Raw genomic sequence first — 22,115 nt, 5'->3', positions numbered from 1 at the left:
TTTCTTCTAAAAATAAAGCTGGTTTATAAAGATATGGGCCAGATTGATCTTAATCTGATCAGGACGTTTGTGACGCTTTACGATTCCGGCAGTGTAACGGTCGCTGCTGAGCGGCTGTTCGTAACACAGCCCTCTGTCAGTTATGCCCTTGCGCGGCTGCGGGAATTGTTTGACGATCCGTTATTTGTTCGTAACCGTGATGGGATGCAGCCAACCTCTGTCGCCCGAACGCTTTATGCCACGTTCAAAGACGCCTTGAGCCGTATCGAGGGAACGGTTGAAGGGATTCGAGAGTTCGATCCGCATAAGACGGCGCGGTGTTTCCGTATCGCTTTGTCAGATTTGGGTGAAATGGCCTTGCTGCCTTTGATCCTGCATCGACTCAACAGACTGGCACCTCAGGCGGAGCTTGAAGTCGTGCCCTTGGAAATTGATCAGGTAAATGAGTGGTTGAGCATAGGCAAGGTTGATGCAGCCATTTGCAGCCGGCCTCTTTCGAGTACAGGTATCGTTCGGCAGGCTCTGATCGATGAGCGTTATGTCTGTTTGCTCAGTCGTAAACACTCACGGATAAAGCGCGAATTGACTCTTGAGCAATTCCAGAGAGAAAGTCATGTGTTGGTAACTCGAGCCTCTGGTCATGGTATGGCAGAGGATGTAATAGAGAGATTGGGTATCTCGCGGCGTATTGCATTGCGCATTCCTCATTTTTCCGTACTTCCAAAAATCATTCCTCAAACGGACCTGCTCGTCATCCTTCCCTCACAGATCGCCACGTTGTTTGCAGCAGAGCACCCGTTGCGCATATGTAACCTGCCTTTCGACGTGCCTAGTTTTAAGGTCACGCTGCACTGGCATGAGCGCAGTGACACCTCTGTTGCATTGCGCTGGTTTCTGGAGCTGGTGGCGGAGGCCATCACGCAATCGAGGCCATGACGAACCATTAACGTGGCTGAAGCCAAGCTGGATATGACCGTTCGGATTGCTCCTGCGTGCCCGGCTAGGCACAATAAAACTTCCTTTAAACGTTTGACCCCCTTTCAGGAGATCAGCGATGCCCAGTCGTCGTGACCGTGCCAACGCCATCCGCGCGCTCAGCATGGATGCCGTACAAAAAGCCAACAGCGGCCACCCCGGCGCCCCTATGGGGATGGCCGATATTGCCGAAGTGCTCTGGCGCGATTACCTCAAGCACAACCCGGTGAACCCAAAGTGGGCCGACCGCGACCGCTTCGTGCTGTCCAATGGTCACGGCTCCATGCTGATCTATTCCCTGCTGCACCTGACCGGTTACGACCTCTCCATCGACGATCTGAAAAATTTCCGTCAGCTTCACAGCCGCACGCCAGGCCATCCCGAGTATGGCTATACCGCCGGTGTCGAGACCACGACCGGCCCGCTGGGGCAGGGCGTCGCCAACGCTGTGGGTTTCGCCTTGGCTGAAAAGGTTATGGCGGCGCAGTTCAACCGCGAAGGCCATAACATCGTTGATCATTACACCTATGTTTTCATGGGTGATGGCTGCATGATGGAAGGCATTTCTCACGAAGTCTGTTCACTGGCTGGCACGCTGCGCCTGTCCAAGCTGATCGCCTTCTATGATGACAACGGCATATCCATTGATGGCGAAGTCCACGGCTGGTTTACCGACGATACGCCCAAGCGCTTCGAAGCCTATGGCTGGCAAGTGATCCGTAACGTCGACGGTCACGACCCGGAAGAAATCAAGACGGCACTGGAGACGGCTCGCAAAAGCGACCAGCCGACCCTGATCTGCTGCAAGACCATCATTGGTTTTGGTTCGCCCAACAAGCAGGGCAAGGAAGAATCCCATGGCGCAGCCTTGGGTGACGCCGAAGTAGCGGCCACCCGTGAAGCGCTGGGCTGGAAACACGCTGCCTTCGAAATCCCGCAGGATATCTACGCCGAATGGGACGCCAAGGACGCAGGCTCTAAAGCGGAAAGCGAGTGGAACAAGCGATTCAACGCTTACGCTGAGGCTTATCCTGAACTGGCCGCCGAGTTTACCCGCCGTATGGCCGGTGAGCTGCCAGCTGACTTTGATGAAAAGGCGTCGGCGTTCATCCGTGAGGTGGCTGCCAAGGGCGAAACCATCGCCAGCCGCAAAGCCAGCCAGAACTGCCTGCACTTCTTTGGCCCGCTACTGCCTGAATTGTTGGGCGGCTCGGCCGACCTGGCCGGCTCCAACCTGACGATGTGGAAGGGCTGCAAGCCGGTTGTCGAAGAAGACGCCTCCGGCAACTACATGTATTACGGCGTACGCGAGTTCGGCATGAGCGCCATCATGAACGGCGTGGCCTTGCATGGTGGCCTGATTCCTTACGGCGGCACCTTCCTGATGTTCATGGAATACGCTCGTAATGCCGTGCGTATGTCGGCACTGATGAAGCAGCGCATCATCTATGTCTTCACCCATGACTCCATCGGTCTGGGCGAGGATGGCCCGACGCACCAGCCGGTCGAGCAGATTGCATCTCTGCGTTATACGCCCAACCTGGACACTTGGCGTCCTGCCGATGCGGTCGAGGCTGCGGTATCCTGGAAGACGGCCCTGGAGCGTAAGGATGGCCCGTCAGCGCTGATCTTCTCTCGACAGAATCTGCCTCATCACCTGCGTGACAATGAAACCGAAGCGGCCATTGCCCACGGTGGCTACGTGCTGAAGAGCTGTGAAGGTGAGCCAGAGCTGATCTTTATCGCTACCGGCTCGGAAGTGTCGCTGGCTGTTCAGGCGTACGACAAGCTCACCGCGGAAGGGCGCAAGGTCCGCGTAGTATCCATGCCTTGCACCAGCGCATTCGAGCGTCAGAGCGCCGAGTATCGTCAATCGGTATTGCCGGTTGAGGTCGGTGCCCGTATTGCCATTGAAGCGGGTATTGCGGACTACTGGTACAAGTACGTTGGCCTGGATGGTCGTGTGATCGGCATGACAACGTATGGTGAGTCAGCTCCGGCGCCGGCACTGATGGAGCATTTCGGCTTCACGCTGGATAACGTGCTGGCAGTTGCAAACGAGCTGCTTGAGGACTGATCCTCCAGTGAGGTAATAAAAACGCCACGGTGAGAACCGTGGCGTTTTTATTATCTGGTGTTTACCAGATAAACGCCGTTATTTTTGTAATACCAGCCCAGTCATCCATTAAGAGCGTTGAGGAAGATTCTTTTGCCATATTTACGATCTCAGAGTGTGCTTTAGAATCAACGACACTGCGTTGTTCCAGTATTTTGTAGCCAATCCGTCTATCGACTACGAAAAAGCGTGTTTTATTTTGCAAATGAAGCGGCATCTTCAGCAAATTCGCTTCTAGCTACGCTAATCTTTTCTGGATTCGCTCGCCTAGATTGTCTGAAAGCCTACACTTAGGGCTTGTGTAGTGTGTCATTGCTCAGGCTACACTTGTAACATCACTAGCCATTGCTTATTCAATTCCGGACACCGAAACCCACTTTCATGGCTGATTCTCTTTATCGTGTTGCGCTCAATGGCTACGGCCGTGTCGGTCGGTGCCTGGTCCGTGCGCTACATGAGCGCAGCGCCTCGGTTGATTTCGAGCTCGTGGCGTTGAATGACCTGGCTGACCTGCCAAGTCTGGAGTACCTGACACGCTTCGACTCGACTCACGGACGCTTCCCCGGCGAAGTTGCCATAGAAGGGGATCGCTTGTGCATCAATGGCTGCAGCATGCATGTGCAGCGCTGCGCCAATCCTGACGACATTGATTGGAGGCGTCTGGGCGTCGATCTGGTTCTCGAATGTTCTGGCGCCTTCAGCGCCCGTGCAGACGGTGAGCGTTTTCTTGCAGCCGGTGCGCCCCGCGTCTTGTTTTCCCAGCCGATGGCCAGCGAAAGCGACGTAGACGCCACCATTGTGTATGGCGTCAATCAGGGCAGCTTGCGCGGTACTGAGAGACTTGTCTCGAATGCCTCCTGTACCACCAATTGCAGCGTGCCGCTGTTGAAACTTTTGAACGAAGTCGTGGGTCTTGAATACGTCTCGATAACCACGATTCATTCAGCCATGAATGACCAACCCGTGATCGACGCCTATCACGCCGATGATCTGCGCCGTACCCGCTCGGCCTTCCAATCGATCATTCCGGTCTCTACAGGGCTGGATCGCGGAATCGAGCGTCTGTTGCCGGAGCTGGCGGGGCGCGTTCAGGCCAAGGCCATTCGTGTACCGACCGTAAATGTGTCGGCGCTGGATATCACTTGTCATGTTTCGCGTGATACCACTGTCTCGGAAGTTAATGGTCTGCTCCGCGAGGCTGCCAGGGGTGGCCCTTTGCAGCATCTGGTGAACTACACCGAGTTGCCGCACGCGTCCTGCGACTTCAATCATGATCCCCATTCCGCCATCGTTGATGGCAGTCAAACCCGTGTATCGGGGCCAAGGCTCGTCAATCTGCTGGCCTGGTTCGACAATGAATGGGGCTTTGCCAACCGCATGATCGACGTGGCAAGTCATTTCTTGCGCGTCGCCAAGCCGATCTGAACAAGCACAACGAAGGGATTGCATACATGTCCGTGTTGAAAATGAGCGACCTCGATCTGAACGGTAAACGTGTCCTGATTCGCGAGGACCTGAACGTTCCGGTAAAGGATGGACAGATCAAGAGCGATGCTCGTCTGGTCGCCGCGCTTCCGACGCTGAAGCTGGCATTGGAGAAGGGCGCTGCTGTTATTGTCTGCTCGCACCTGGGGCGACCGACCGAAGGTGAGGCGAGCGCCGAGAACAGCTTGAAGCCTGTAGCGGAATACCTGTCCAAGGCTTTGAATCGTGAGGTTCCGCTGGTAACGGATTACCTGGGCGGTGTTGATGTACAGCCGGGTAATATCGTTCTGCTGGAAAATGTACGCTTCAACAAGGGCGAGAAAAAGAACGCTGATGAGCTGGCTCAGCAGTATGCCGCGCTATGCGATGTGTTCGTCATGGATGCCTTTGGTACCGCTCACCGTGCTGAGGGCTCTACCCACGGTGTTGCCAAGTTTGCGAAAGTGGCCGCAGCCGGTCCGCTGCTGGCCGCCGAACTGGATGCGCTGGGCAAAGCTCTCAAGGCGCCCGCGCGTCCAATGGCTGCCATCGTGGCGGGCTCTAAAGTCTCTACCAAGCTGGACGTTCTGAATTCCTTGTCCAGTGTTTGTGATCAATTGATTGTAGGCGGCGGTATTGCCAATACCTTCCTGGCTGCTGCTGGTCACAAGGTAGGCAAATCTCTGTACGAAGCCGAGCTGGTCGATACGGCCAAGGCCATTGCTGCCAAGGTCAGCGTGCCTCTGCCGGTCGACGTGGTCGTCGCCAAGGAATTTGCCGAGTCTGCCGAAGCAACGGTTAAATCCATCAGCGATGTTGCGGATGACGACATGATTCTGGACATCGGCCCAGAAACGGCCAAGCAATTTGCCCAGCTGCTCACATCGGCCAAGACTATTCTGTGGAATGGCCCGGTCGGCGTTTTTGAGTTCGACCAGTTCGGTAATGGCACCAAAGTGCTGGCTCAAGCCATTGCTGACAGCGAGGCATTTTCGATTGCTGGCGGTGGCGACACCCTGGCGGCTATCGACAAGTACGGTATAGGTGAAAAGATCTCCTATATCTCCACTGGCGGTGGTGCATTCCTTGAGTTCGTGGAAGGAAAGGTTCTTCCGGCGGTCGAAGTCCTGGAACAACGCGCTAAAGGATAACCGCCATGATACGTCTCGCTGCTTTTTCTGTACTTAGTTGCCTCATGCTGGCTGGCTGTGCCGGAGCAACATCCGACAAGGCCTGTCGTGCTTTCTCGCCGCCACCGGTCTCCGTTGCAACACCCACCGGCCAGAATGATGAGCGGGTAGCCACGACAACCGGTGCATCCGATCAGACAACAAGTGCGGATGGTTGCCGTTAAGCGGGACGTAGTCTGCGGACCGAGTGATCACTCGAAATTGACGAGTTAAACGATACAGCAAGAGCAGTGCGCTGCTCTTGCTTGAAAAACAACCTGCCAGTGGTGCAGGCTGAAAACATAATAGGTCCATACCGGGAGATAGGATCACCATGGCACTCATCAGCATGCGTCAGCTGCTGGACCACGCAGCCGAGTTTGGCTACGGCGTACCAGCTTTCAACGTTAACAACCTCGAGCAGATGCGGGCCATCATGGAAGCAGCCGACAAGACCGATTCTCCGGTCATTGTGCAGGCTTCTGCAGGTGCTCGTAAGTACGCAGGTGCGCCGTTTCTGCGTCACCTGATTCTGGCTGCCGTTGAAGAGTTTCCACACATTCCCGTGGTCATGCACCAAGACCACGGCACCAGCCCGGACGTTTGCCAGCGTTCCATTCAGCTGGGTTTCAGCTCGGTCATGATGGACGGCTCTCTAAGAGAAGACGGCAAGACACCTTCTGACTACGAATACAACGTGCGCGTTACTCAGCAGACCGTTGCCTTTGCCCACGCCTGTGGTGTTTCGGTAGAAGGTGAGCTGGGCTGCCTGGGCTCCCTGGAAACTGGCATGGCAGGTGAGGAAGACGGTGTAGGCGCTGAAGGTACACTGGACCACAGCCAGCTTCTGACTGATCCAGAAGAGGCTGCCCAGTTCGTACAGGCTACCAAGGTTGATGCCCTGGCAATTGCCATCGGTACCAGCCACGGTGCATACAAGTTCACCAAGCCGCCAACTGGGGATACGCTCTCCATCCAGCGTATCAAGGAGATCCATGCACGCATTCCAGATACTCATCTGGTCATGCACGGCTCCAGCTCCGTCCCTCAGGAGTGGCTGGCCATCATCAACGAGTATGGCGGTGACATCAAGGAAACCTACGGTGTACCGGTCGAAGAGATCGTTGAGGGCATCAAGTACGGTGTTCGTAAGGTGAATATCGATACCGACCTGCGTCTGGCCTCTACCGGTGCGATTCGCGAATTCATGGCGAAGAATCGCAGCGAGTTCGATCCACGTAAATATCTGGCCAAGACGGTATCGGCCATGCGTGATGTTTGTATCGCTCGCTACGAAGCGTTCGGTACTGCAGGCCAGGCCTCCAAGATCAAGCCGATCTCGCTGGACAGAATGTTCGAGCGTTATGCAAAGGGTGAGTTGGACCCCAAGGTCAACTGATCACGCTTTAATAAAAAGCCCGCCTCGATGCGGGCTTTTTATTGGCTGCAATTTAGAGTCTCTTGGCGGCTTCAGCCTCAAGACACCACTTGGCAAGCAGGTTGAAGGTGTATCGATAGCAATAGGTAAACGCTTCAAGCAAGGCATCACTTTTCTGGTAGAAGTCGAGGAGGGGACCTGCTTCGGCTTCAAGGTAGGGATGTTGCTGCTTGAGGTAACCGCCAATACTCTCGCCGGGCAAGATATATTGCTTGATGGCTTCGGCTTGTTTTACCAGGCGTTGTGTCCGGGTCCGGAAGTCCAGAAGCGCATAGTGGCTAAGCTGGTGGGTCTGCATGCTGCCTTGTAGACGATGAAGACTGTTGTATTCCTTGACCAATAACTGCGACTCGCGCAGTCGCTCATAATCGGGATAGAGCTCGGTGAGGGAAAACAGCAACTGGGCCAGGTCGCGGGCTTGTGCATGCCCCGGATGATGGCTTTTGAGCGTCAGGTCGATACGCTGGCGGAGCAGCGCTGCCACGTCACTCATGACGGTACGAGCCGGGCTTTGCCAGGTATCGATATTCCTGTACTCGTTCAGATAGCGCTCTGGATCAAACGTGTTTACGCCATGGATATGGTTTGTGATCTGATGAGCGTTCAGCTCATCACAATAAGCCAACGTAAAGCGCCGCTGCACTTCTTTCTGTGCATGCTGCCAGTTGAGGCCTGTTTCCTCTGTGCGGTTTTTCAAGACCGAGATGACGGCTGCCCAGTCCATGGTGGCCTTTTCTTTACCGGCAGGCGCATGCAGAGGAAGCCAGGGCAGGTCAGCCCATTGACCCAGTGTCCACTTATTTAGAAAGGCAGTTTCGTTGTTCTGGTCCATATCGAAGGTAGCCGCGTTGGCTTCACGAAACTGAGTCAGGCTCACATCGAGTCCAAGTTTTTGATAGTACGCAGTCGTGACTTGTCGGCAGTACTGAGAGAAGTATTCGAATAGCCCGGTAGCAGGAGACGCATCTGTTATCAGCGCTGTGCTACCCAAGGCTTCTGCTGCCTCGATACGTTCGACATCGGCAGGATGAACACGCCAATAGCGTTGCCTGTCGCGCAGCTTGGCCTCCAGGCGGCGTTGCGTCTCGATATCGAGTCGGGTGGCGCCCAGGGCAGCAGCCTGTGGCATGTCTGCCAGCAGCGCGCCTTCGCTCCAGGTACTCACGTTCTGGCGATCTGCCTGCCTGAATGCCCAGCGCAACGCATGATGATGCAGGGTGGCGGCGCGAAACGTATCGCTGCCTGCAATCTGTGCCGCATAACGGTCTGCCTCTAACTCCAACCGTTTACAGGCAGGCTTGGAGAAGCGGTAACTAAGCAAAAAGCAATGGTGCAGAAGCTGGCGTGGCAGACGCATGCCGATGCGAGCGACCAGAACACCCAGGTTGGTCACTCGCGAGGTTTCAGCTTCGCTAAGGTGCTTGAGGCGCTCACCTAGTGCGTCCTTGAAGTGGGCCCGCTGGTCCAGCCAGGCATTACAGAAATTGATAAAGTAGTAGCACCGCATATTGAAGCGCCGGGCGCAGTGGCCAAACTCATGCGCCAGGACGCCGGCAAGCTGTTGCCTGGAAAAGCCTGCCGCTAACGGTAGCCCCAGCGTCAAGGTGACATCGCCTTTAACCAGACCTTTCCAGCCGGAAGCCAGGTGGACCTTGGCATCTACTTCATTGCTCAGGTGAATTTCTATAGGGGTACGCACTTGCATGGCTGTGCACAAAGGAACCACGAATTCCCAGAGTGCTGGCTCCTGCCCTGGTGCGAGAATGACGGCTGGCTTCTCGCGACGACGAGCCGTGAATACAGGCTTTGCGGTAAAGAACAGGATGAATCCGCCCAGGCAGGCCAGGAAAGACTTTACTGCGAGAGGCCCCCATTCAGGTAATTCAACTGAGGTCAGGCTTTGTACATCGAGGGCAGGCAGTGCTATGAACAGGAGAGCGGCAATAACGGTGACCACCGCCACGTAGAAGAGCACGATCGCTGCACACCCAGTCACAACTAGTACAAGGTGAAGCATGTGCAAAAGGCTGAAGGGTGAGCGCGGTAGCACCTCGGATAATGCAGGCGAGGCAGAACTCGATGCGTGTGTTGCTTCCGCAAAGGAAGAGGAGGCGGGTTCAGCGGGTTCAGCGGGTTGAACGTCCAGGCCGATCTGCTGCAGGAGATCAGCAGCCAAATCCTTTGGAGCACGCGGGGTCAGCTCTTCTCCGCTTATAGCCAAGTCGGTATGAGACATATGCATTCCATTGCAACGCTGAGGGTATGGTCGATGCTGATCGCTGAATGAAAGAGACAACAAGCGTCACGGCATTTGCAGCGAAACAGCCAGATATAAACCACAGGATTGCCCACGCTTTTACACGGTTTCGATGGCACTTTGCTGTGCCTGACTCGCATTTTTAGGAGCGGAGGTCGACTGTGTTTTACAATAGTGGGCTGGTTCACTGTTCAGGCGTCAGTGGTCCCACCACGGTAGCGAGTGACACGATTAATCATGGCTTCTCTTAAATACCTGCAAGGCTACCCGGCTTCACTGCAGGAGCAGGTTCGTCTGCTCTGTGAACAAGGCTGCCTACAGACATACCTGGCCAGTCGCTATCCTGGGTCTCACTCCATACAAAGCGACAAGGCACTTTATACCTATGCCCTGGAGATCAAGCAGACGCACCTCAAGAATGCGCCTGGTATAGACAAGGTGCTTTACGATGCAAAGCTTGATGTGATGCAGAAAGCGCTAGGGTTGCATACGGCCATTTCACGCGTACATGGCGGCAAGCTCAAAGCGAAAAAAGAAATAAGGATTGCCTCTTTGTTCAAAGAGGCAGCGCCCGAGTTTCTGAAAATGATTGTGGTCCATGAGATCGCGCATCTGAAAGAGCACGAGCACAACAGGGCCTTTTATCAGTTATGCGAGCATATGTTGCCGGGTTATCACCAGATCGAGTTTGATCTGCGTGTTTTCCTGCTCTGGCGAGATCAGGAAAAGGCAGCCTCGGCAACATTGTAGTCAGGCAGATTCTTTTCCGTTCAGCTCGGCTAGCACATCGGGTTGACTCTTGAACGCCTTGGCGAATAGATCGCGATGACGAGCCATGTAGATACCGACATCTTCTGCCTGTTTGTCAGTCAAATCGGGTACGGCTTTCTGTAATACTTCTGCCAGAGACTCAGCAAGCTCCAGCATTTTGTCATAGCGATCAGCTTCAGCTTTATCCATGAATAAGCGCTCCGGATCTCGGCTGCTGCGGTACAAGACTTCGACGGCCATTCATCACCTCATCGCCTTCGTCATTACTGTTTATATATACAGTATATCTTACCAGACTGGCTTTGACCAGCACCTGAGCAAAGAAAAACCCGGAAAGGCCTGTTTATTCGACCGATACAACTTCAAATATTTGCTTTGTGCTGCCGATTGAAAGACTGATCTCTTCCCCTTCGGTTTTTCCCAGTAGCGCCTGCCCGAGCGGTGCATTGGGTGTGATCACCATGATGTCTCCGGTATCCGTCCTGATTTTAAGACCCGCTCCTGCCGGGCCTAGGAAAAAGGTTTGTTGCTTGCCTACGGTATCGCAGACAGCGACCAGGGAAGACAGCTGAACACCATGTTCCGCCTCGTGGGTACGTATGACGAGATTACGGTAAGCCTGCAAGGACTGCTGAATCTCTTGTATGCGCTTTGAATAGCCAGCCGCTAGATATGCCGCTTCGAGTCCGCGAGTGTCGTATTTGTTTTCCGCTACGTTCTCTTCATGTGTCGCCGTTTCATGTGCAGCTTGCGCGGCGGCTATGGCGGCCTGAAGGTCACTTTGCAATGTACTCACAATGTGCTGGTAGAGCTGCTGTTTCGTCATAAAGGTGCCGGTACGTGACAGAAACCAGAGTGTGAGACGTTGATAATCGCCTTTTAAATCTCTGGATGACTTACTGAGTTTTATTTATGACCGGTGAGTCATTTTTCAGTTTTGGGTCTATAAATAGGTAGGTAGAGATCCGTAAATAACCAGTCGGTGGCTGACCGAACGGCATAGGGCAGGCAATGAAACCAGCATGGAGCCCGGCAGTACTTTACAAGAATCGCAGCCAGGCAGGGCAGGTGCTGGCTGCGCGGCTGCGTCCGTATATCCACCATAACCCCATCATACTGGCAGTACCTCGCGGAGGTGTCCCGGTGGGGTATCAGGTCGCCAGAGAATTGGAGGCGCCTCTGGATGTGCTGATGGTGAGCAAGATCGGCGCGCCAGGTAACAAGGATATGGCGTTGGGGGCCGTTACTGATGGGGCTGCAAGGCGGTGGGTAGCAAACCAGGCAATGTTGGAGTATCTCAACCCGCCAGCCGGATGGTTCGAGGCGGAGCGGGACCGACAGATAGACAGTATCGAGCGGCGCAGGCGGCTGTACCGCGGCCATACCGATCCAATGGTGATTACCGGTCGTACAGTCATTGTGGTGGATGACGGCGTGGCGACGGGTAGCACTGCCAGGGTTGCGCTGTTCGCATTGGCCGAGGCTGCGCCTGCACGTCTAGTATGGGCGGCCCCCGTTGGGCCTGCAGGCGTCGCCGAGGGGCTGAGAACACTGGCCGATGACGTGGTCTGCTTGGCGACGCCCGATGTCGTCAAGCACATCGAGACCTACTATCAGGATTTTTGTCCGGTTTCTGACCAGGACGTCCTATCCCTGCTGGCAAGGTGTCGTTCAGATAGCCGCGTCTGATCATCCATATATCCGGTTGAAGGAATCCTGAAGGGCTTGAAAGGCTCCGATAGGAATAGATGACTATTGGAGCCTTTGATGAAGCCTGTACCCAAGCCGTTACATCAGCAAACGATCGTTATTACCGGCGCCACTAGCGGTATTGGTCTGGCAACTGCCCGAATGGCTGCTCAAAAGGGCGCGAAGCTGGTACTGGTGTCACGTGATGAAGCTGCTCTGCAGTCCCTTCAGCATGAGCTCAGTCAGCAGTGGGGCGCACAGGCTATTCATGTTGCAGCCGATGTAGGCAATCGAGCGGATCTGGAGCAAGTGGCAAAAAGAGCAGTCGAGCGGTTTGATGGGTTTGATACCTGGGTCAACAATGCAGGCACGCTGGTATGGGGACGACTGTGGGAGGTAAGTGAGGCCGACCTCAAAAAAGTGTTTGAAACGAACTTCTGGGGCGTGGTCAATGGATCACTGGTGGCTGTCGAGCACTTTAGGCAGCGGGAAGGTGGAACCCTGATCAATCTGGGGAGTGCCTTATCGGAAGCCGTTGCTCCCTTGCAAGGTATCTACACCGCCAGCAAACATGCCGTTAAAGCCTTCACGGATGCTTTGCGCATAGAACTTCGCCATGACAATGTGCCTGTAGCCGTAACCTTGATCAGGCCCTCCTCAACAAACACGCCCATTAACGACAGGGCCAAGAATTACTTGGCCCATACGCCTCACTTGCCAGCCCCGACTTATGTCCCGGAAACCGTCGCCCGGGCAATCCTGCGCGCCGCTGAACGGCCCAAGCGGGATGTGTACATCGGGAACAGCAAGCTCATAACTCGGGCGGCTCAACTGACGCCACGGTTATTTGACTGGATAGCTATAAAGACGCTGTTCGCAGCTCAGCAGAGTAAAACAGCCGATGCTTTCCCGTCAGATGCGTTGTACGAACCTGTCACTAGTGGCTCTACAAGGGGACGTAATCCCGGTCCCATGTTTCGCCACAGTCTGTATGCCCAGGCCAGCCAGCAGCCTGCCAAGACAGCGGCTTTGGCTGGCGCGGTGGGATTGGCTCTTTATAGTGGTTGGCGGCTTATCAGGGCCTGCAAGGCTGAGTGATCGCCAACGACTGCTCGTTAATTGGAGACTGGCGCACAGATTTTGTGTGCGCCAGCCAGGTATGAGCAGGAAAAGCCTAAATTTTAGGAATGTTACGAAATATTTTTAGGATTACGTTGTCAGTGCAGCAGCAAAATCCCGGACGTGTGATATCTGCTCCGGGAGACTTATACGGGAGCCGGTAAGCCCGTGCTGTGGTATCGAGTCCGAAGCCTGCTGTGTCTTGACTAAATGCCTTGTGTTTCTTGCAAGCGATCGGGCTTGGTATGGATGTAATTTTTCTAGGAAAGAAACATGAAGAAGACCGTAATTATCCTTCTCATCACCGTTGCGAGTTTTCTTCTCGGCTTTCTGCGTGATCTGTTGATCGCCAAGGAGTTCGGGCTTAGCTGGGAAACGGATCTCATCTTCGTTGCGATGATCCTGCCGCTGTTCTTCGAGAATTTTTTCGGCCTCGCGTTACGCGATGCCATGATTCCCTACCTGCAACGCATACGATCAGAAAGTGAGGATCAGTTCATCCTGTCCAGTCGGTGGCTCTACTGGCGAGTCATGCTGTTTGGTCTTCTGGTTTCATTGTGTGCAGCCCTGGGCAGCCCTTGGGTACTTAAGGCACTGGCGCCTGGCTGGACGGCTGATCAGGTCAATGCGGGACTGCTAGTATTTTCCGTAGGCGCCTTCCTGATTTTCGTACAGGCCATCCTGTATTGTCAGGGAGCACTGCTGAGTCTTGACCGGATCTTCATCCTGCCGATGGCGCGTACGGTATCGATGAACCTAGGTGCCATCATTGGCATTTATGCGTTCTATCCCAGCGGAATCTACCTGTTTGCGGGCATGCTGATTCCGCAGGTGATACTGATTTTTATCCAGCATCAGCGAATTGGTTATTTGACTGGCCGAGCAGTAAAAGGAAAGCTGGAAAGTCGAGGCTTCGAATTTGTGCTGACGTTTGCGCCCGTGCTGGTGGCCGCAGGTGCACAGCAAGGATGCATGCTAGCTGAGCGCTTCTTCGCTTCCTTCCTGGCCGAAGGGACGATCAGTATGCTGTCGTTCTCTTATCGCATCGTTACCATCCCGCTTACACTTTATGCGCTGTCGGTTTTGGCTGTTATGTTTCCAGACATGGCGAAAAGCTGGGCAGATTCCGAGCACGATCGTTTCAATACTGTATCCCGCAAGGCTTCACTGGCAACGTTGCTGTTCCTGGTGCCTGCCTCGGTGGTACTGATCGCTTTCCCTGAGCCTGTAGTCAAGGTCTTGCTTGAGCGCGGTGCATTTGGCGCGGCCCAGACACAGGCTACGGCTTCCCTGGTGGTGGCTTACGCTATTGGCCTGCCTTGGATGGGACTCGCTCTGATCTGGGGACGTGCCTTGCTGGCTCAGCAAAGGGGGCGTGCATTCCTCATCATAACCTTGGTCAGTTCCGCTCTGACGGTGCTGCTGGATGCTGTGTTGTACAAGATCTACGGTGCCAATGGCCTTGCGTATTCACTGTCGATTGGCTTTTTCGTGCAAGCGCTATGCATGGCCTATTTCCTTTATCAAGCATCACCCAAGGGATTAAGCATTGCAGTGCTTGCCCGCTGGACGGCTGCTGCCCTGGCCGTTACGTTTGCCACGCTGTATGTAAGCCCTCAGCCTGACGGGTTTGTAGAGTTGGTGGCCTACATAGTGGCCTTGCTGCTGTGCCTGCTGGTCTGTCTGGTCGTTCTGGGTGAGCGTGACCTATTCAAGCGCTCGTACTGGACCGCTGTAAAAACAGCCTAAATCTGACAGGTTAGCTGAGGGATCAGCTAACCTGCGAATTCCTTATCGGTCACTGTCTTGCAATCGTCACAATTTTAAATTTATTCGCTATTTAAATTAAGAATTTGATTTAGGCTGGTTATAGCGCTTTAGACTTAATTTAAAGTGCTTTGCGAGCTTGTGCGGGCAGTAGTTTGATCTAGAGCATTAATTAATCCACTGGAATTATAAGGATTAATTCCATTAGATAAATTGGCGCTTTCTTTTTGACAGTATTTTTTTGAAATAAAACAAGTAACTAGGAACTTTTTAAACTAGCTTTGTGTCCTACAGCACGATTGTGAACGCGTTATGTCTGTAGGCAATCGCCAAGGCCTTGCTGCCAACTAATTCAAACTCTTAGTTACGACATATGCAGCGCTTTCTCTTCTGTTCGCTGCATACCTACCACTTCTGAAAGGATTCGTTCGTATGTCTAACCTCCAAGTAAAACGTGTCGGCGTTGTCGGAACAGGCATGATTTCCCGCTGCTTTGTAAGGTTGATTGCAAAGCATTATAAAGACCTGGTTATTTCCAAGGTCTTTACTCGCCGTAGCCTGAACACCATTTCGGATTTTCCACTTCCTGAGTGCCTGACCAATTCGCTGGATGAGGTGTTGGACAATTCCGACCTTATCGTTGAATGCAGTGGTGATGTCTACCACGGTACAGAGGTCATCGAGCGCGCCTTTCAGGCAGGTTTGCAGGTGGTGACCATCAATGCTGAACTGCAGGTCACCACAGGCTCCTATCTGGCCGGAAAAGGCTTCCTGACAGAGGCTGAAGGAGATCAGCCGGGTTCGTTGGCTGCCTTGCATGAAGATGCCATACAGATGGGTTTCAAACCCCTCGTATACGGCAACATGAAAGGCTATCTGAACCTGGATCCTAAGCCGGAAGACATGGCGTACTGGGCCAAGCGGCAGGGTATCAGTATCGATCAGACAACCTCGTTTACCGATGGCACCAAGGTGCAGATTGAACAGGTAGTCGTAGGCAACGGCTTTGGCGCTACTATTACGCGTCAGGGACTGGAAGGCCTCAAGTCCACCAACCTGAACGAGACGGCCAACGTGCTGGCTCAGATGGCTGAGCAGCTAGGTCAGCCTATCGTCGACTATGTCGTACCGAGCGGTTATCCGGCTGGCGGCGTGTTTGTGGTGTGCCGCCATGATGAAGATCAGGCACCTGCGATCGAATACTTCAAGTTGGGCGCTGGTCCTTACTATGTGCTCGTTCGTCCTTACCATCTCTGCTCGTTGGAGGTCGGCAAGACGATTCGCCGTGTGGTCGCGGGTGGTGGCGTTTTGCTGAACAACTCGACGACTCCCACATTGAGTGTCGCTGCTGTCGTTAAGAACCCGATGAAGGCAGGTGACATCATCGAACGTGGTATTGGTGGCTTCCAAGTGCGCGGTGAGGCCGTCAAGATTGCGGAAAACCCTGATCATCTACCGATCGGCTTGCTGAAGCATTCCGTCCTCAAACGTGCTGTTGCGCCGGGCCAGGTGATTACGTTTGATGACATCGAACTTGTGCCTAGCCGTGCATTGGACATTGTTATTGAACAACATCGAGCCGTTATTCAGGCACAAATGCCGGGCCTGTTGAATACCAACGAACCTCGCAAGGCATTTCCTTTCGGCAAAGGGCTTGATGAAGGTTTTGGAACTATCCCAGTCGTTTAATTAAGCGCTGAAGAAACCCTGTAATGCGGCAAGCATTACAGGGTTTTTTATTGTCTGCACTTTTACAGTAGTTAGAGGCGGACACATGTCTGCTTAATAAATTACTACTGGTTTTGGTTTGTTAAAGGCCGAAGCAGCGGCTTGGTAAATTATAAGATGTTCTCAAATTCTGTTTATCGAATTAAAGATATATGCTGGCTTAAAGGCAATAAAAAACCGGCTGTAATAGAGCCGGTTTTTATAAGGATGAAAAGAGATCAGATTGAGCCGTTAGGTAGAGCTTCCGTGGTAACTTCTTTCTTGCGGGTCAAGCGTTTACCTATCGCTACGCCCTTGAGTTCTATGTACTGGTAGGTATACCGGGAAACCAGTACTACAGTAATGAGCTGTGCCAAGACAACCAGATCATCCGTTACAGCGCCACCAGTTGTGATGTATTTGATCAGATCTGCCGGAGTGTCATGCGACGGCAGCATCGTTGTAAGTTCTTTGCCTGTTACTTTGGACAATACGATAGCAGCACTTTTGAATATATAAAGAATGGCTGCGTGAGTCATGTAGATTGAAAAAGACAGGTTACCCAACTTTACAAAGTATTCACCTTGCAGGATGCGTGAGACAGAGCCTTTTTCGAACGAGAAGACCAGAATCAGGCCGCAGAACAATACGCTTGCAATAATACCCTTGTACTCAAGGTGAGAGATGATAACGGCATAGGTAATGCCAACGCTGAGTACTTCAAGCACCGTAAAGCTTAATGCGCTGAGTTGAAAATCCTTGATCTTGGTAAAGATGACATACGTGCAGGCGCCGGCAAAAAAGCAGGAGCAGCCTCTGAAGATGCCCGTTTTAAGAGGCGACTCCGGCAGGCACAGGACAACGAACGAGAGCAGGGAAATTAGCGCAAAGATCTTGAGATGGCCTCTGCGAGCCAGAATCAGAATAGCCCCAAAGAGGAGGTACATGTAGTACTCAATACTAATGCTCCAGGAGGGGTAATTGAATGAGCCTGTAATGGTGTTATTGAGCCAGGCCTGAACCAGCAGGAGATTAGGGAGAAACTCGTGAGGCGCCGTTGCGCCGGAAAAGGCACCGTCATTGAAGTGCAGGCCTTTGCGCTCAGCCAGGTACTTTCCGCATTCCAGCGCTACATAGACGCCAAGCATGGTGAGATGCAAGGGATAGAGGCGCAGGGTTCTATTGATGAAAAAGTTCTTGTAGTCGGTGAGACTGGAAAGTCTATGACCATAGGTGTGATAGAGGACAAAGCCGCTAAGCACAAAAAAGAATTCGACAAAAAGGTAAGCGTTGGTAAACAAGCTCATTTCCGCAAAGCTGTTTACAACGTACGTATGAAAAAGAACAACAGCCAAAGCACAAAGGCCACGAAAGCTATCGAGTACGGTAAATCTTCTCATCAGACTGTCTCGTCCTTACCAGTCATAGTCGATATTCATACTTCGGTAAAAGCCGGATGGCCTTTACTTTCCTTGAAGTAAGCTGCGGCCTAGAGCGAAGTGGCGACCCCGCAGGCGTACCGGAAAGCAGCCTGTTTGACGGCGTGGTCACAGCTATCTAGAAGAGGTTATTTCAAGGTAACAAAAACGAACGTTACGAAGTGATGAATAGAACTCATTGCTTGCGTTTCACGAGGCGGTACAACGTCGATCAATCAGATATGCGACACCGCTAGAATTATTAGGTTAGCCACCTAAGCGTTAGCCTGACTCTTTGATCACTTTGGCCTAGCAAGTTCAGCCGGAAGGGTAAAAAGGCGAAATATTTTTTCGCAATTGAAAGGTTGTTTTTTATGAGTTTTTCGATTTGCCTGGAAATGATGCTTTCCGTTGAGTAAGGCAGCCGACAGTGACCCGCCGGCTGCTGTTGAGTTACAGCATGCGCACTTTGAAAGAGCGTCCCTTTATTTTGCCCTCGCTTAACCGCTTCAGGGCCTGACGTGCTGTGTCACGCTCGATGGCAACATAGGCCTGATAGTCATGAACGGTGATCTTTCCGACCTTGTCTCCGGGAATACCTGCTTCACCTGTCAAAGCGCCCAGGACGTCGCCAGGTCTGACTTTTTCCTTACGGCCGCCAGCAATGCAGAGCGTGACCGTGGGAGGTACCAAAGGAGCAGGGTTCTCCAGCGTCAGCGTATCGATGGACTGCCAATTCAGCGGGGCCTTTTGTTTGTCCTCAATGGCTTGCGCGCGACCGGCCTCTGCAGGTGCTACCAGGGAGAAGGCCATGCCGGTTTCGCCAGCCCGGCCGCTTCGGCCGATTCGATGAATGTGGATATCGGCATCACGGGACAGCTCCACATTGATGACAGCTTCAAGGCCGGCGATATCGATTCCCCGGGCAGCCACGTCAGTTGCTACCAGAACCGTGCAACTGCGATTGGCAAACTGTACAAGAACCTGATCGCGGTCGCGCTGCTCCATATCCCCGTGCAAGGCCAGCGCGGAGATCTTGTTCGCCTTCAGGTAGTCGACAACCTCTTGGCATTGCTGGCGCGTATGACAGAACGCAACGCAAGACTGAGGCCGAAAATGCTGAAGCAGCTGAAGAACCGCCTGAAGTCGCTGGCGCGGGTCTATTTCATAGAAACGTTGCTCGATACGGGTATCGTCATGTAACGCTTCGACCTTGATGGTCTTGGGGTTGCGTAGAAAGTTACTCGCTAGCTGTTCGATGCCTGAGGGGTAGGTCGCAGAAAACAGCAGGGTTTGGCGTCGTGTCGGGGTCTGGCCAAGGATGTCGGCGATAGCGTCATGAAAGCCCATATCCAGCATCCGGTCCGCTTCATCGAGTACAGCGACATTCAGGCCTTCAAGAGAAAGCGTCCCTTTGCGCAGATGCTCCTGAATACGGCCCGGTGTTCCAACGATCACATGAGCGCCGTGTTCGAGCGAAGCGATTTGTGGTCCGAAAGGGACCCCGCCACATAATGTCAGCACCTTGATGTTGTCGGCTGATCGCGCCAGCCTGCGTATTTCCTGAGCGACCTGATCTGCCAGCTCACGTGTAGGGCAAAGTACCAGTGCCTGACAGCCGAAATATCGGGTATTAAGGCCATTCAGCAGACCCAGGCCAAAGGCGGCCGTCTTACCCGAGCCGGTCTTGGCCTGGGCGATAAGGTCTTCCCCTTTCAGGATAACCGGCAAGCTCAGGGCCTGGATGGGGGTCATCTGCTGATAACCCAGCGACTCCAGGTTGCCGAGCAGTGCATCGGAAAGTGAAAGGGTGGTAAAGGAGGTAGCGGTCACGGAGGGCCTGCAGCATGCAAAATAAAACGTGCAGTGTAACAGGCCGCTCGATGGGGGCTATCGCGGTTGGTCGCAAGAGATAGCCGTCAGGCGTGTCCGCTGGTGGCCGTTTCCCGCAGGGCGGCAACCTGCTGCGGCAGTTGATCCATATGGCTGATCAGCGCTGTCACGCCCAGGCGTCTAAGTGTTTCACCGTGCTCGGGAGGAATGTGGCTTGCACCTGTAAAACCGATCACACGCATGCCGGCAGCCAGCGCTGCGCGAACGCCCGTGGCGCTGTCCTCGATCACCAGGCAGTTTTCCGGTGATACACCCATGGTACGGGCAGCCAGCAGATAGACATCGGGTGCCGGCTTGGGATGCTCCACCATGTCCGCGCTGAAGATATGACCGGCAACGCGCTCGGTCAGTCCTGCACGCGCCACGGAGGATACTACACTGTGGCGTTGACTGTTTGAGGCAACGGCCAGTGGCAGGTCAATGCGCTCGAGAGCCTCTTTGACACCGGGTATGGGCTCGACTTGCGTTGCAATTAGCTGCTCGGCGCGAGTACGAATATCCTTGTGAATGCCTTCAGGGAGGGTAATGCCAAAGCGCTCTTCAACCCGCTGGATAATATCGCGCGTTGTCAGTCCGAACGTACCCTCAAGCAGTTTTTCGAGCTCCGTCCTGGGGGCATGACGGCTCAACTCGTCCATGACTATGCGCTCCGACAGGATTTCACTGTCGACAAGTACGCCATCACAGTCGCTGATGAGTAGTTCGATCACGTGTGGTTTCATCAAAGACGTCCTTAGTGCGGCTGACCAGTATGGCCGCAGACAAGAGGAGGGGACACTGAGCCTGTCTGGATGACAGGTCGTTTGCAAACAGCGCTCCGCTGATCATTGGCTTGCACTGCTGGGTTGCCTGCCACGTTGTACATGAGACAGGGGACAAATTATTTAAAGTGAGGCTAGGGTATGGGCAAAAGGCACTGCCTCGACGTAGTGTAATCGCTTCTGCCTTGTTCATGGATTGTGTCTCCACGCGGAGACAGGACTCTCGGCTGTGAAAAACAGGCCGTAATGGCTCTGGAACCGCCTCATTAGAAGGGCTTGCACAGAAAAAGTTTTGCAGCCGCGAGCGTTAGGGCCTTTTGGTGTGGAGCCTTGGGATGAGCCATGATGCGCCGTGCGTATCGGCTTGCAAGCCGGCAGAATTGATTGGAGATGCAACACGGTTGGCGGCGTTGCACAGGACGCAGCTTTTGGATACGCCACCGGAAGAGGGATTTGACCGGCTGACCGCCATGGCGGCTCGCCTGTTGGGCGTGCCCATCGCGTTTATATCACTGGTGGATGACCGACGTGCCTTTTTAAAAAGTCAGTATGGCCTGCCGGATTTTCTGGCCAGTCACTGGGAACGATCGGCCTATGCGCTGGGTGAATGTATCCTGGCTGAAAGGGTGCCGCTGATTATCGATGCTGCTGCACAGCATCCTGTGGCTGCATCTTTGACGATGCTTCCCACTGGAACAGGTGCCTTTTTAGCCGTGCCGCTCAAGGACAGTGATGGAGAGCTGCTGGGCTATTTTGCTGTTGCCGATCAGTGTTCCCGACTCTGGTGTCCCCGCGATTTGGAGCTTTTGGGCGAGCTGGCCTACTCAGCGACACGTGAAATCAAACTGCGTCTGGCAGTTCAGGAGGTGCGTCAGCATGCCCGGTGCGCCCGTATTGCCGTTCGGGCGCGTGAAGAGCTGCTGGCGGTCGTGGCGCACGATCTGCGAACGCCTTTATCAGTGTTGACCATGGCGTTCAGCCTGTTCGACGGGATCACCTTGAATGAGCGGCAGCGCGAAGTGGTCAGCCATGCACAAAAAGCCAGTGGTCATATGGGCAAGCTGATCGATGAGCTGCTTGAAATCTCTCAGATGGAGCAAAGCCAGCTGGAGCTTCGGCTCGCCTTGCTCGATCCGCACAAGCTTCTGGAAGACGCCGTTGCGATGCTGCAGCCGTTAGCCGAGCGGAGCGGCATACGCTTGCTGACGTCCTGTGAGCAGGAGCTGCCAACCATAAAAGGAGATTACGAACGCCTGCTGCGCGTCTTTTCCAATCTGGTAAGCAATTCCGTGAAGTTCAGTCAGCCCGGCTCGACGGTCTGGGTATCGGTCGTTCGTGAGGCACAGGGGGTGCGCTTTACGGTCAGTGACAACGGGCCCGGTATTGCTGAAAGCGATCTGCCATTTATTTTTGATCGCTACTGGCAGGTTAAAAAGCGTGAACACCAGGGGGTTGGCCTGGGGCTGGCAATCGTGAAAACCATTGTCGAGGCGCATGGCGGTACGATCCAGGCCAGCAGTACTTTGGGTGAGGGCAGCGATTTCTGTTTTCATCTGCCGCTGGCATAAAGC

The 22,115-nt window shown here is 53.8% G+C and carries 18 protein-coding genes; 12 read left to right on the top strand and 6 right to left on the bottom strand.

Features of this window, described 5'->3' with window-relative positions:
- Positions 1-33 precede the first annotated feature (33 nt).
- The 6 genes from HMPREF1487_RS07890 to fba all read left to right on the top strand — a co-directional run bounded on the left by HMPREF1487_RS07890 (position 34) and on the right by fba (position 7,123).
- Positions 34-936, top strand: coding sequence for a LysR family transcriptional regulator (locus HMPREF1487_RS07890; protein ID WP_010796104.1), 903 nt, complete (start codon positions 34-36; stop codon positions 934-936).
- Between the two features lie 118 nt (positions 937-1,054).
- The gene (gene tkt / locus HMPREF1487_RS07885) at positions 1,055-3,052 is read left to right on the top strand and encodes a transketolase (RefSeq protein WP_010796103.1); all 1,998 of its coding nucleotides are present in this window, start codon (positions 1,055-1,057) and stop codon (positions 3,050-3,052) included.
- Between the two features lie 420 nt (positions 3,053-3,472).
- A complete protein-coding gene (gene epd / locus HMPREF1487_RS07880; protein ID WP_010796102.1) occupies positions 3,473-4,516 on the top strand; it encodes an erythrose-4-phosphate dehydrogenase in 1,044 nt (347 codons plus the stop codon).
- A 26-nt stretch (positions 4,517-4,542) separates the two neighbouring features.
- Positions 4,543-5,706 carry a phosphoglycerate kinase gene (locus HMPREF1487_RS07875; protein WP_010796101.1) on the top strand — a complete coding sequence of 388 codons (1,164 nt, stop codon included), beginning with the start codon at positions 4,543-4,545 and terminating at the stop codon, positions 5,704-5,706.
- A 5-nt stretch (positions 5,707-5,711) separates the two neighbouring features.
- Positions 5,712-5,909: a hypothetical protein gene (locus HMPREF1487_RS26725; RefSeq protein ID WP_010796100.1), complete on the top strand. Its 198-nt coding sequence runs from the start codon at positions 5,712-5,714 to the stop codon at positions 5,907-5,909.
- Between the two features lie 149 nt (positions 5,910-6,058).
- Complete coding sequence (gene fba / locus HMPREF1487_RS07870; RefSeq protein WP_010796099.1) at positions 6,059-7,123, top strand: class II fructose-bisphosphate aldolase; 1,065 nt, start codon at positions 6,059-6,061, stop codon at positions 7,121-7,123.
- A 52-nt stretch (positions 7,124-7,175) separates the two neighbouring features.
- On the opposite strand, the gene HMPREF1487_RS07865 is transcribed toward fba, so the two are convergent.
- Positions 7,176-9,398, bottom strand: coding sequence for a M48 family metallopeptidase (locus HMPREF1487_RS07865; protein ID WP_010796098.1), 2,223 nt, complete (start codon positions 9,396-9,398; stop codon positions 7,176-7,178).
- A 258-nt stretch (positions 9,399-9,656) separates the two neighbouring features.
- Between HMPREF1487_RS07865 and HMPREF1487_RS07860 the strand changes: the two genes are divergently transcribed.
- Positions 9,657-10,169, top strand: a complete 513-nt coding sequence (locus HMPREF1487_RS07860; protein ID WP_010796097.1) for a YgjP-like metallopeptidase domain-containing protein — start codon at positions 9,657-9,659, stop codon at positions 10,167-10,169.
- Here HMPREF1487_RS07860 and HMPREF1487_RS07855 read toward each other — a convergent pair whose 3' ends face one another.
- Both HMPREF1487_RS07855 and HMPREF1487_RS07850 read right to left on the bottom strand, forming a co-directional pair.
- Complete coding sequence (locus tag HMPREF1487_RS07855) at positions 10,170-10,430, bottom strand: YebG family protein (RefSeq protein ID WP_010796096.1); 261 nt, start codon at positions 10,428-10,430, stop codon at positions 10,170-10,172. It abuts the gene before it with no gap.
- A 103-nt stretch (positions 10,431-10,533) separates the two neighbouring features.
- The gene (locus tag HMPREF1487_RS07850; protein ID WP_010796095.1) at positions 10,534-11,016 is read right to left on the bottom strand and encodes a GreA/GreB family elongation factor; all 483 of its coding nucleotides are present in this window, start codon (positions 11,014-11,016) and stop codon (positions 10,534-10,536) included.
- A gap of 185 nt (positions 11,017-11,201) precedes the next feature.
- Here HMPREF1487_RS07850 and HMPREF1487_RS07845 point away from each other — a divergent pair, with 185 nt between their 5' ends.
- The 4 genes from HMPREF1487_RS07845 (at position 11,202) to HMPREF1487_RS07830 (ending at position 16,454) form a co-directional block, all read left to right on the top strand.
- A complete protein-coding gene (locus HMPREF1487_RS07845; RefSeq protein ID WP_010796094.1) occupies positions 11,202-11,879 on the top strand; it encodes a phosphoribosyltransferase in 678 nt (225 codons plus the stop codon).
- Between the two features lie 78 nt (positions 11,880-11,957).
- Entirely contained in the window at positions 11,958-12,977 is a 1,020-nt protein-coding gene (locus tag HMPREF1487_RS07840) for an SDR family oxidoreductase (protein ID WP_010796093.1), read from the top strand.
- A gap of 294 nt (positions 12,978-13,271) precedes the next feature.
- Positions 13,272-14,747: a lipid II flippase MurJ gene (locus tag HMPREF1487_RS07835; protein ID WP_010796092.1), complete on the top strand. Its 1,476-nt coding sequence runs from the start codon at positions 13,272-13,274 to the stop codon at positions 14,745-14,747.
- A 495-nt stretch (positions 14,748-15,242) separates the two neighbouring features.
- On the top strand, positions 15,243-16,454 hold the full coding sequence (locus tag HMPREF1487_RS07830) for an NAD(P)-dependent oxidoreductase (protein ID WP_230382176.1): 1,212 nt from the start codon (positions 15,243-15,245) through the stop codon (positions 16,452-16,454).
- A 257-nt stretch (positions 16,455-16,711) separates the two neighbouring features.
- On the opposite strand, the gene HMPREF1487_RS07825 is transcribed toward HMPREF1487_RS07830, so the two are convergent.
- The 3 genes from HMPREF1487_RS07825 to HMPREF1487_RS07815 form a co-directional block, all read right to left on the bottom strand.
- Positions 16,712-17,872, bottom strand: coding sequence for an acyltransferase family protein (locus HMPREF1487_RS07825; RefSeq protein ID WP_010796090.1), 1,161 nt, complete (start codon positions 17,870-17,872; stop codon positions 16,712-16,714).
- 471 nt (positions 17,873-18,343) lie between these two features.
- Positions 18,344-19,723 carry an ATP-dependent RNA helicase DbpA gene (gene dbpA, locus HMPREF1487_RS07820; RefSeq protein WP_010796089.1) on the bottom strand — a complete coding sequence of 460 codons (1,380 nt, stop codon included), beginning with the start codon at positions 19,721-19,723 and terminating at the stop codon, positions 18,344-18,346.
- A gap of 86 nt (positions 19,724-19,809) precedes the next feature.
- On the bottom strand, positions 19,810-20,505 hold the full coding sequence (locus HMPREF1487_RS07815) for an HAD family hydrolase (RefSeq protein ID WP_010796088.1): 696 nt from the start codon (positions 20,503-20,505) through the stop codon (positions 19,810-19,812).
- Positions 20,506-20,879: 374 nt separating this feature from the next.
- On the opposite strand from HMPREF1487_RS07815, the gene HMPREF1487_RS07810 reads away from it, so the two are divergent.
- A complete protein-coding gene (locus tag HMPREF1487_RS07810) occupies positions 20,880-22,112 on the top strand; it encodes a sensor histidine kinase (protein WP_010796086.1) in 1,233 nt (410 codons plus the stop codon).
- Positions 22,113-22,115: the final 3 nt, after the last annotated feature.

Source organism: Pseudomonas sp. HPB0071 (assembly GCF_000478505.2).
Taxonomy (GTDB): domain Bacteria; phylum Pseudomonadota; class Gammaproteobacteria; order Pseudomonadales; family Pseudomonadaceae; genus Chryseomonas; species Chryseomonas luteola.
This window is presented reverse-complemented; position numbering and strand designations above follow the sequence as displayed.

Excerpts from the sequence above, each read along its gene's own strand:
- HMPREF1487_RS07845 (WP_010796094.1), top strand. The coding sequence starts at position 11,202 with ATGAAACCAGCATGGAGCCCGGCAGTACTTTACAAGAATCGCAGCCAG.
- HMPREF1487_RS07850 (WP_010796095.1), bottom strand. The coding sequence starts at position 11,016 with ATGACGAAACAGCAGCTCTACCAGCACATTGTGAGTACATTGCAAAGT.
- HMPREF1487_RS07855 (WP_010796096.1), bottom strand. The coding sequence starts at position 10,430 with ATGGCCGTCGAAGTCTTGTACCGCAGCAGCCGAGATCCGGAGCGCTTA.
- HMPREF1487_RS07840 (WP_010796093.1), top strand. The coding sequence starts at position 11,958 with ATGAAGCCTGTACCCAAGCCGTTACATCAGCAAACGATCGTTATTACC.
- HMPREF1487_RS07835 (WP_010796092.1), top strand. The coding sequence starts at position 13,272 with ATGAAGAAGACCGTAATTATCCTTCTCATCACCGTTGCGAGTTTTCTT.
- HMPREF1487_RS26725 (WP_010796100.1), top strand. The coding sequence starts at position 5,712 with ATGATACGTCTCGCTGCTTTTTCTGTACTTAGTTGCCTCATGCTGGCT.
- HMPREF1487_RS07825 (WP_010796090.1), bottom strand. The coding sequence starts at position 17,872 with ATGAGAAGATTTACCGTACTCGATAGCTTTCGTGGCCTTTGTGCTTTG.
- HMPREF1487_RS07865 (WP_010796098.1), bottom strand. The coding sequence starts at position 9,398 with ATGTCTCATACCGACTTGGCTATAAGCGGAGAAGAGCTGACCCCGCGT.
- HMPREF1487_RS07860 (WP_010796097.1), top strand. The coding sequence starts at position 9,657 with ATGGCTTCTCTTAAATACCTGCAAGGCTACCCGGCTTCACTGCAGGAG.
- HMPREF1487_RS07815 (WP_010796088.1), bottom strand. The coding sequence starts at position 20,505 with ATGAAACCACACGTGATCGAACTACTCATCAGCGACTGTGATGGCGTA.
- HMPREF1487_RS07810 (WP_010796086.1), top strand. The coding sequence starts at position 20,880 with ATGAGCCATGATGCGCCGTGCGTATCGGCTTGCAAGCCGGCAGAATTG.
- HMPREF1487_RS07875 (WP_010796101.1), top strand. The coding sequence starts at position 4,543 with ATGTCCGTGTTGAAAATGAGCGACCTCGATCTGAACGGTAAACGTGTC.
- tkt (WP_010796103.1), top strand. The coding sequence starts at position 1,055 with ATGCCCAGTCGTCGTGACCGTGCCAACGCCATCCGCGCGCTCAGCATG.
- HMPREF1487_RS07830 (WP_230382176.1), top strand. The coding sequence starts at position 15,243 with ATGATTTCCCGCTGCTTTGTAAGGTTGATTGCAAAGCATTATAAAGAC.
- epd (WP_010796102.1), top strand. The coding sequence starts at position 3,473 with ATGGCTGATTCTCTTTATCGTGTTGCGCTCAATGGCTACGGCCGTGTC.
- HMPREF1487_RS07890 (WP_010796104.1), top strand. The coding sequence starts at position 34 with ATGGGCCAGATTGATCTTAATCTGATCAGGACGTTTGTGACGCTTTAC.
- fba (WP_010796099.1), top strand. The coding sequence starts at position 6,059 with ATGGCACTCATCAGCATGCGTCAGCTGCTGGACCACGCAGCCGAGTTT.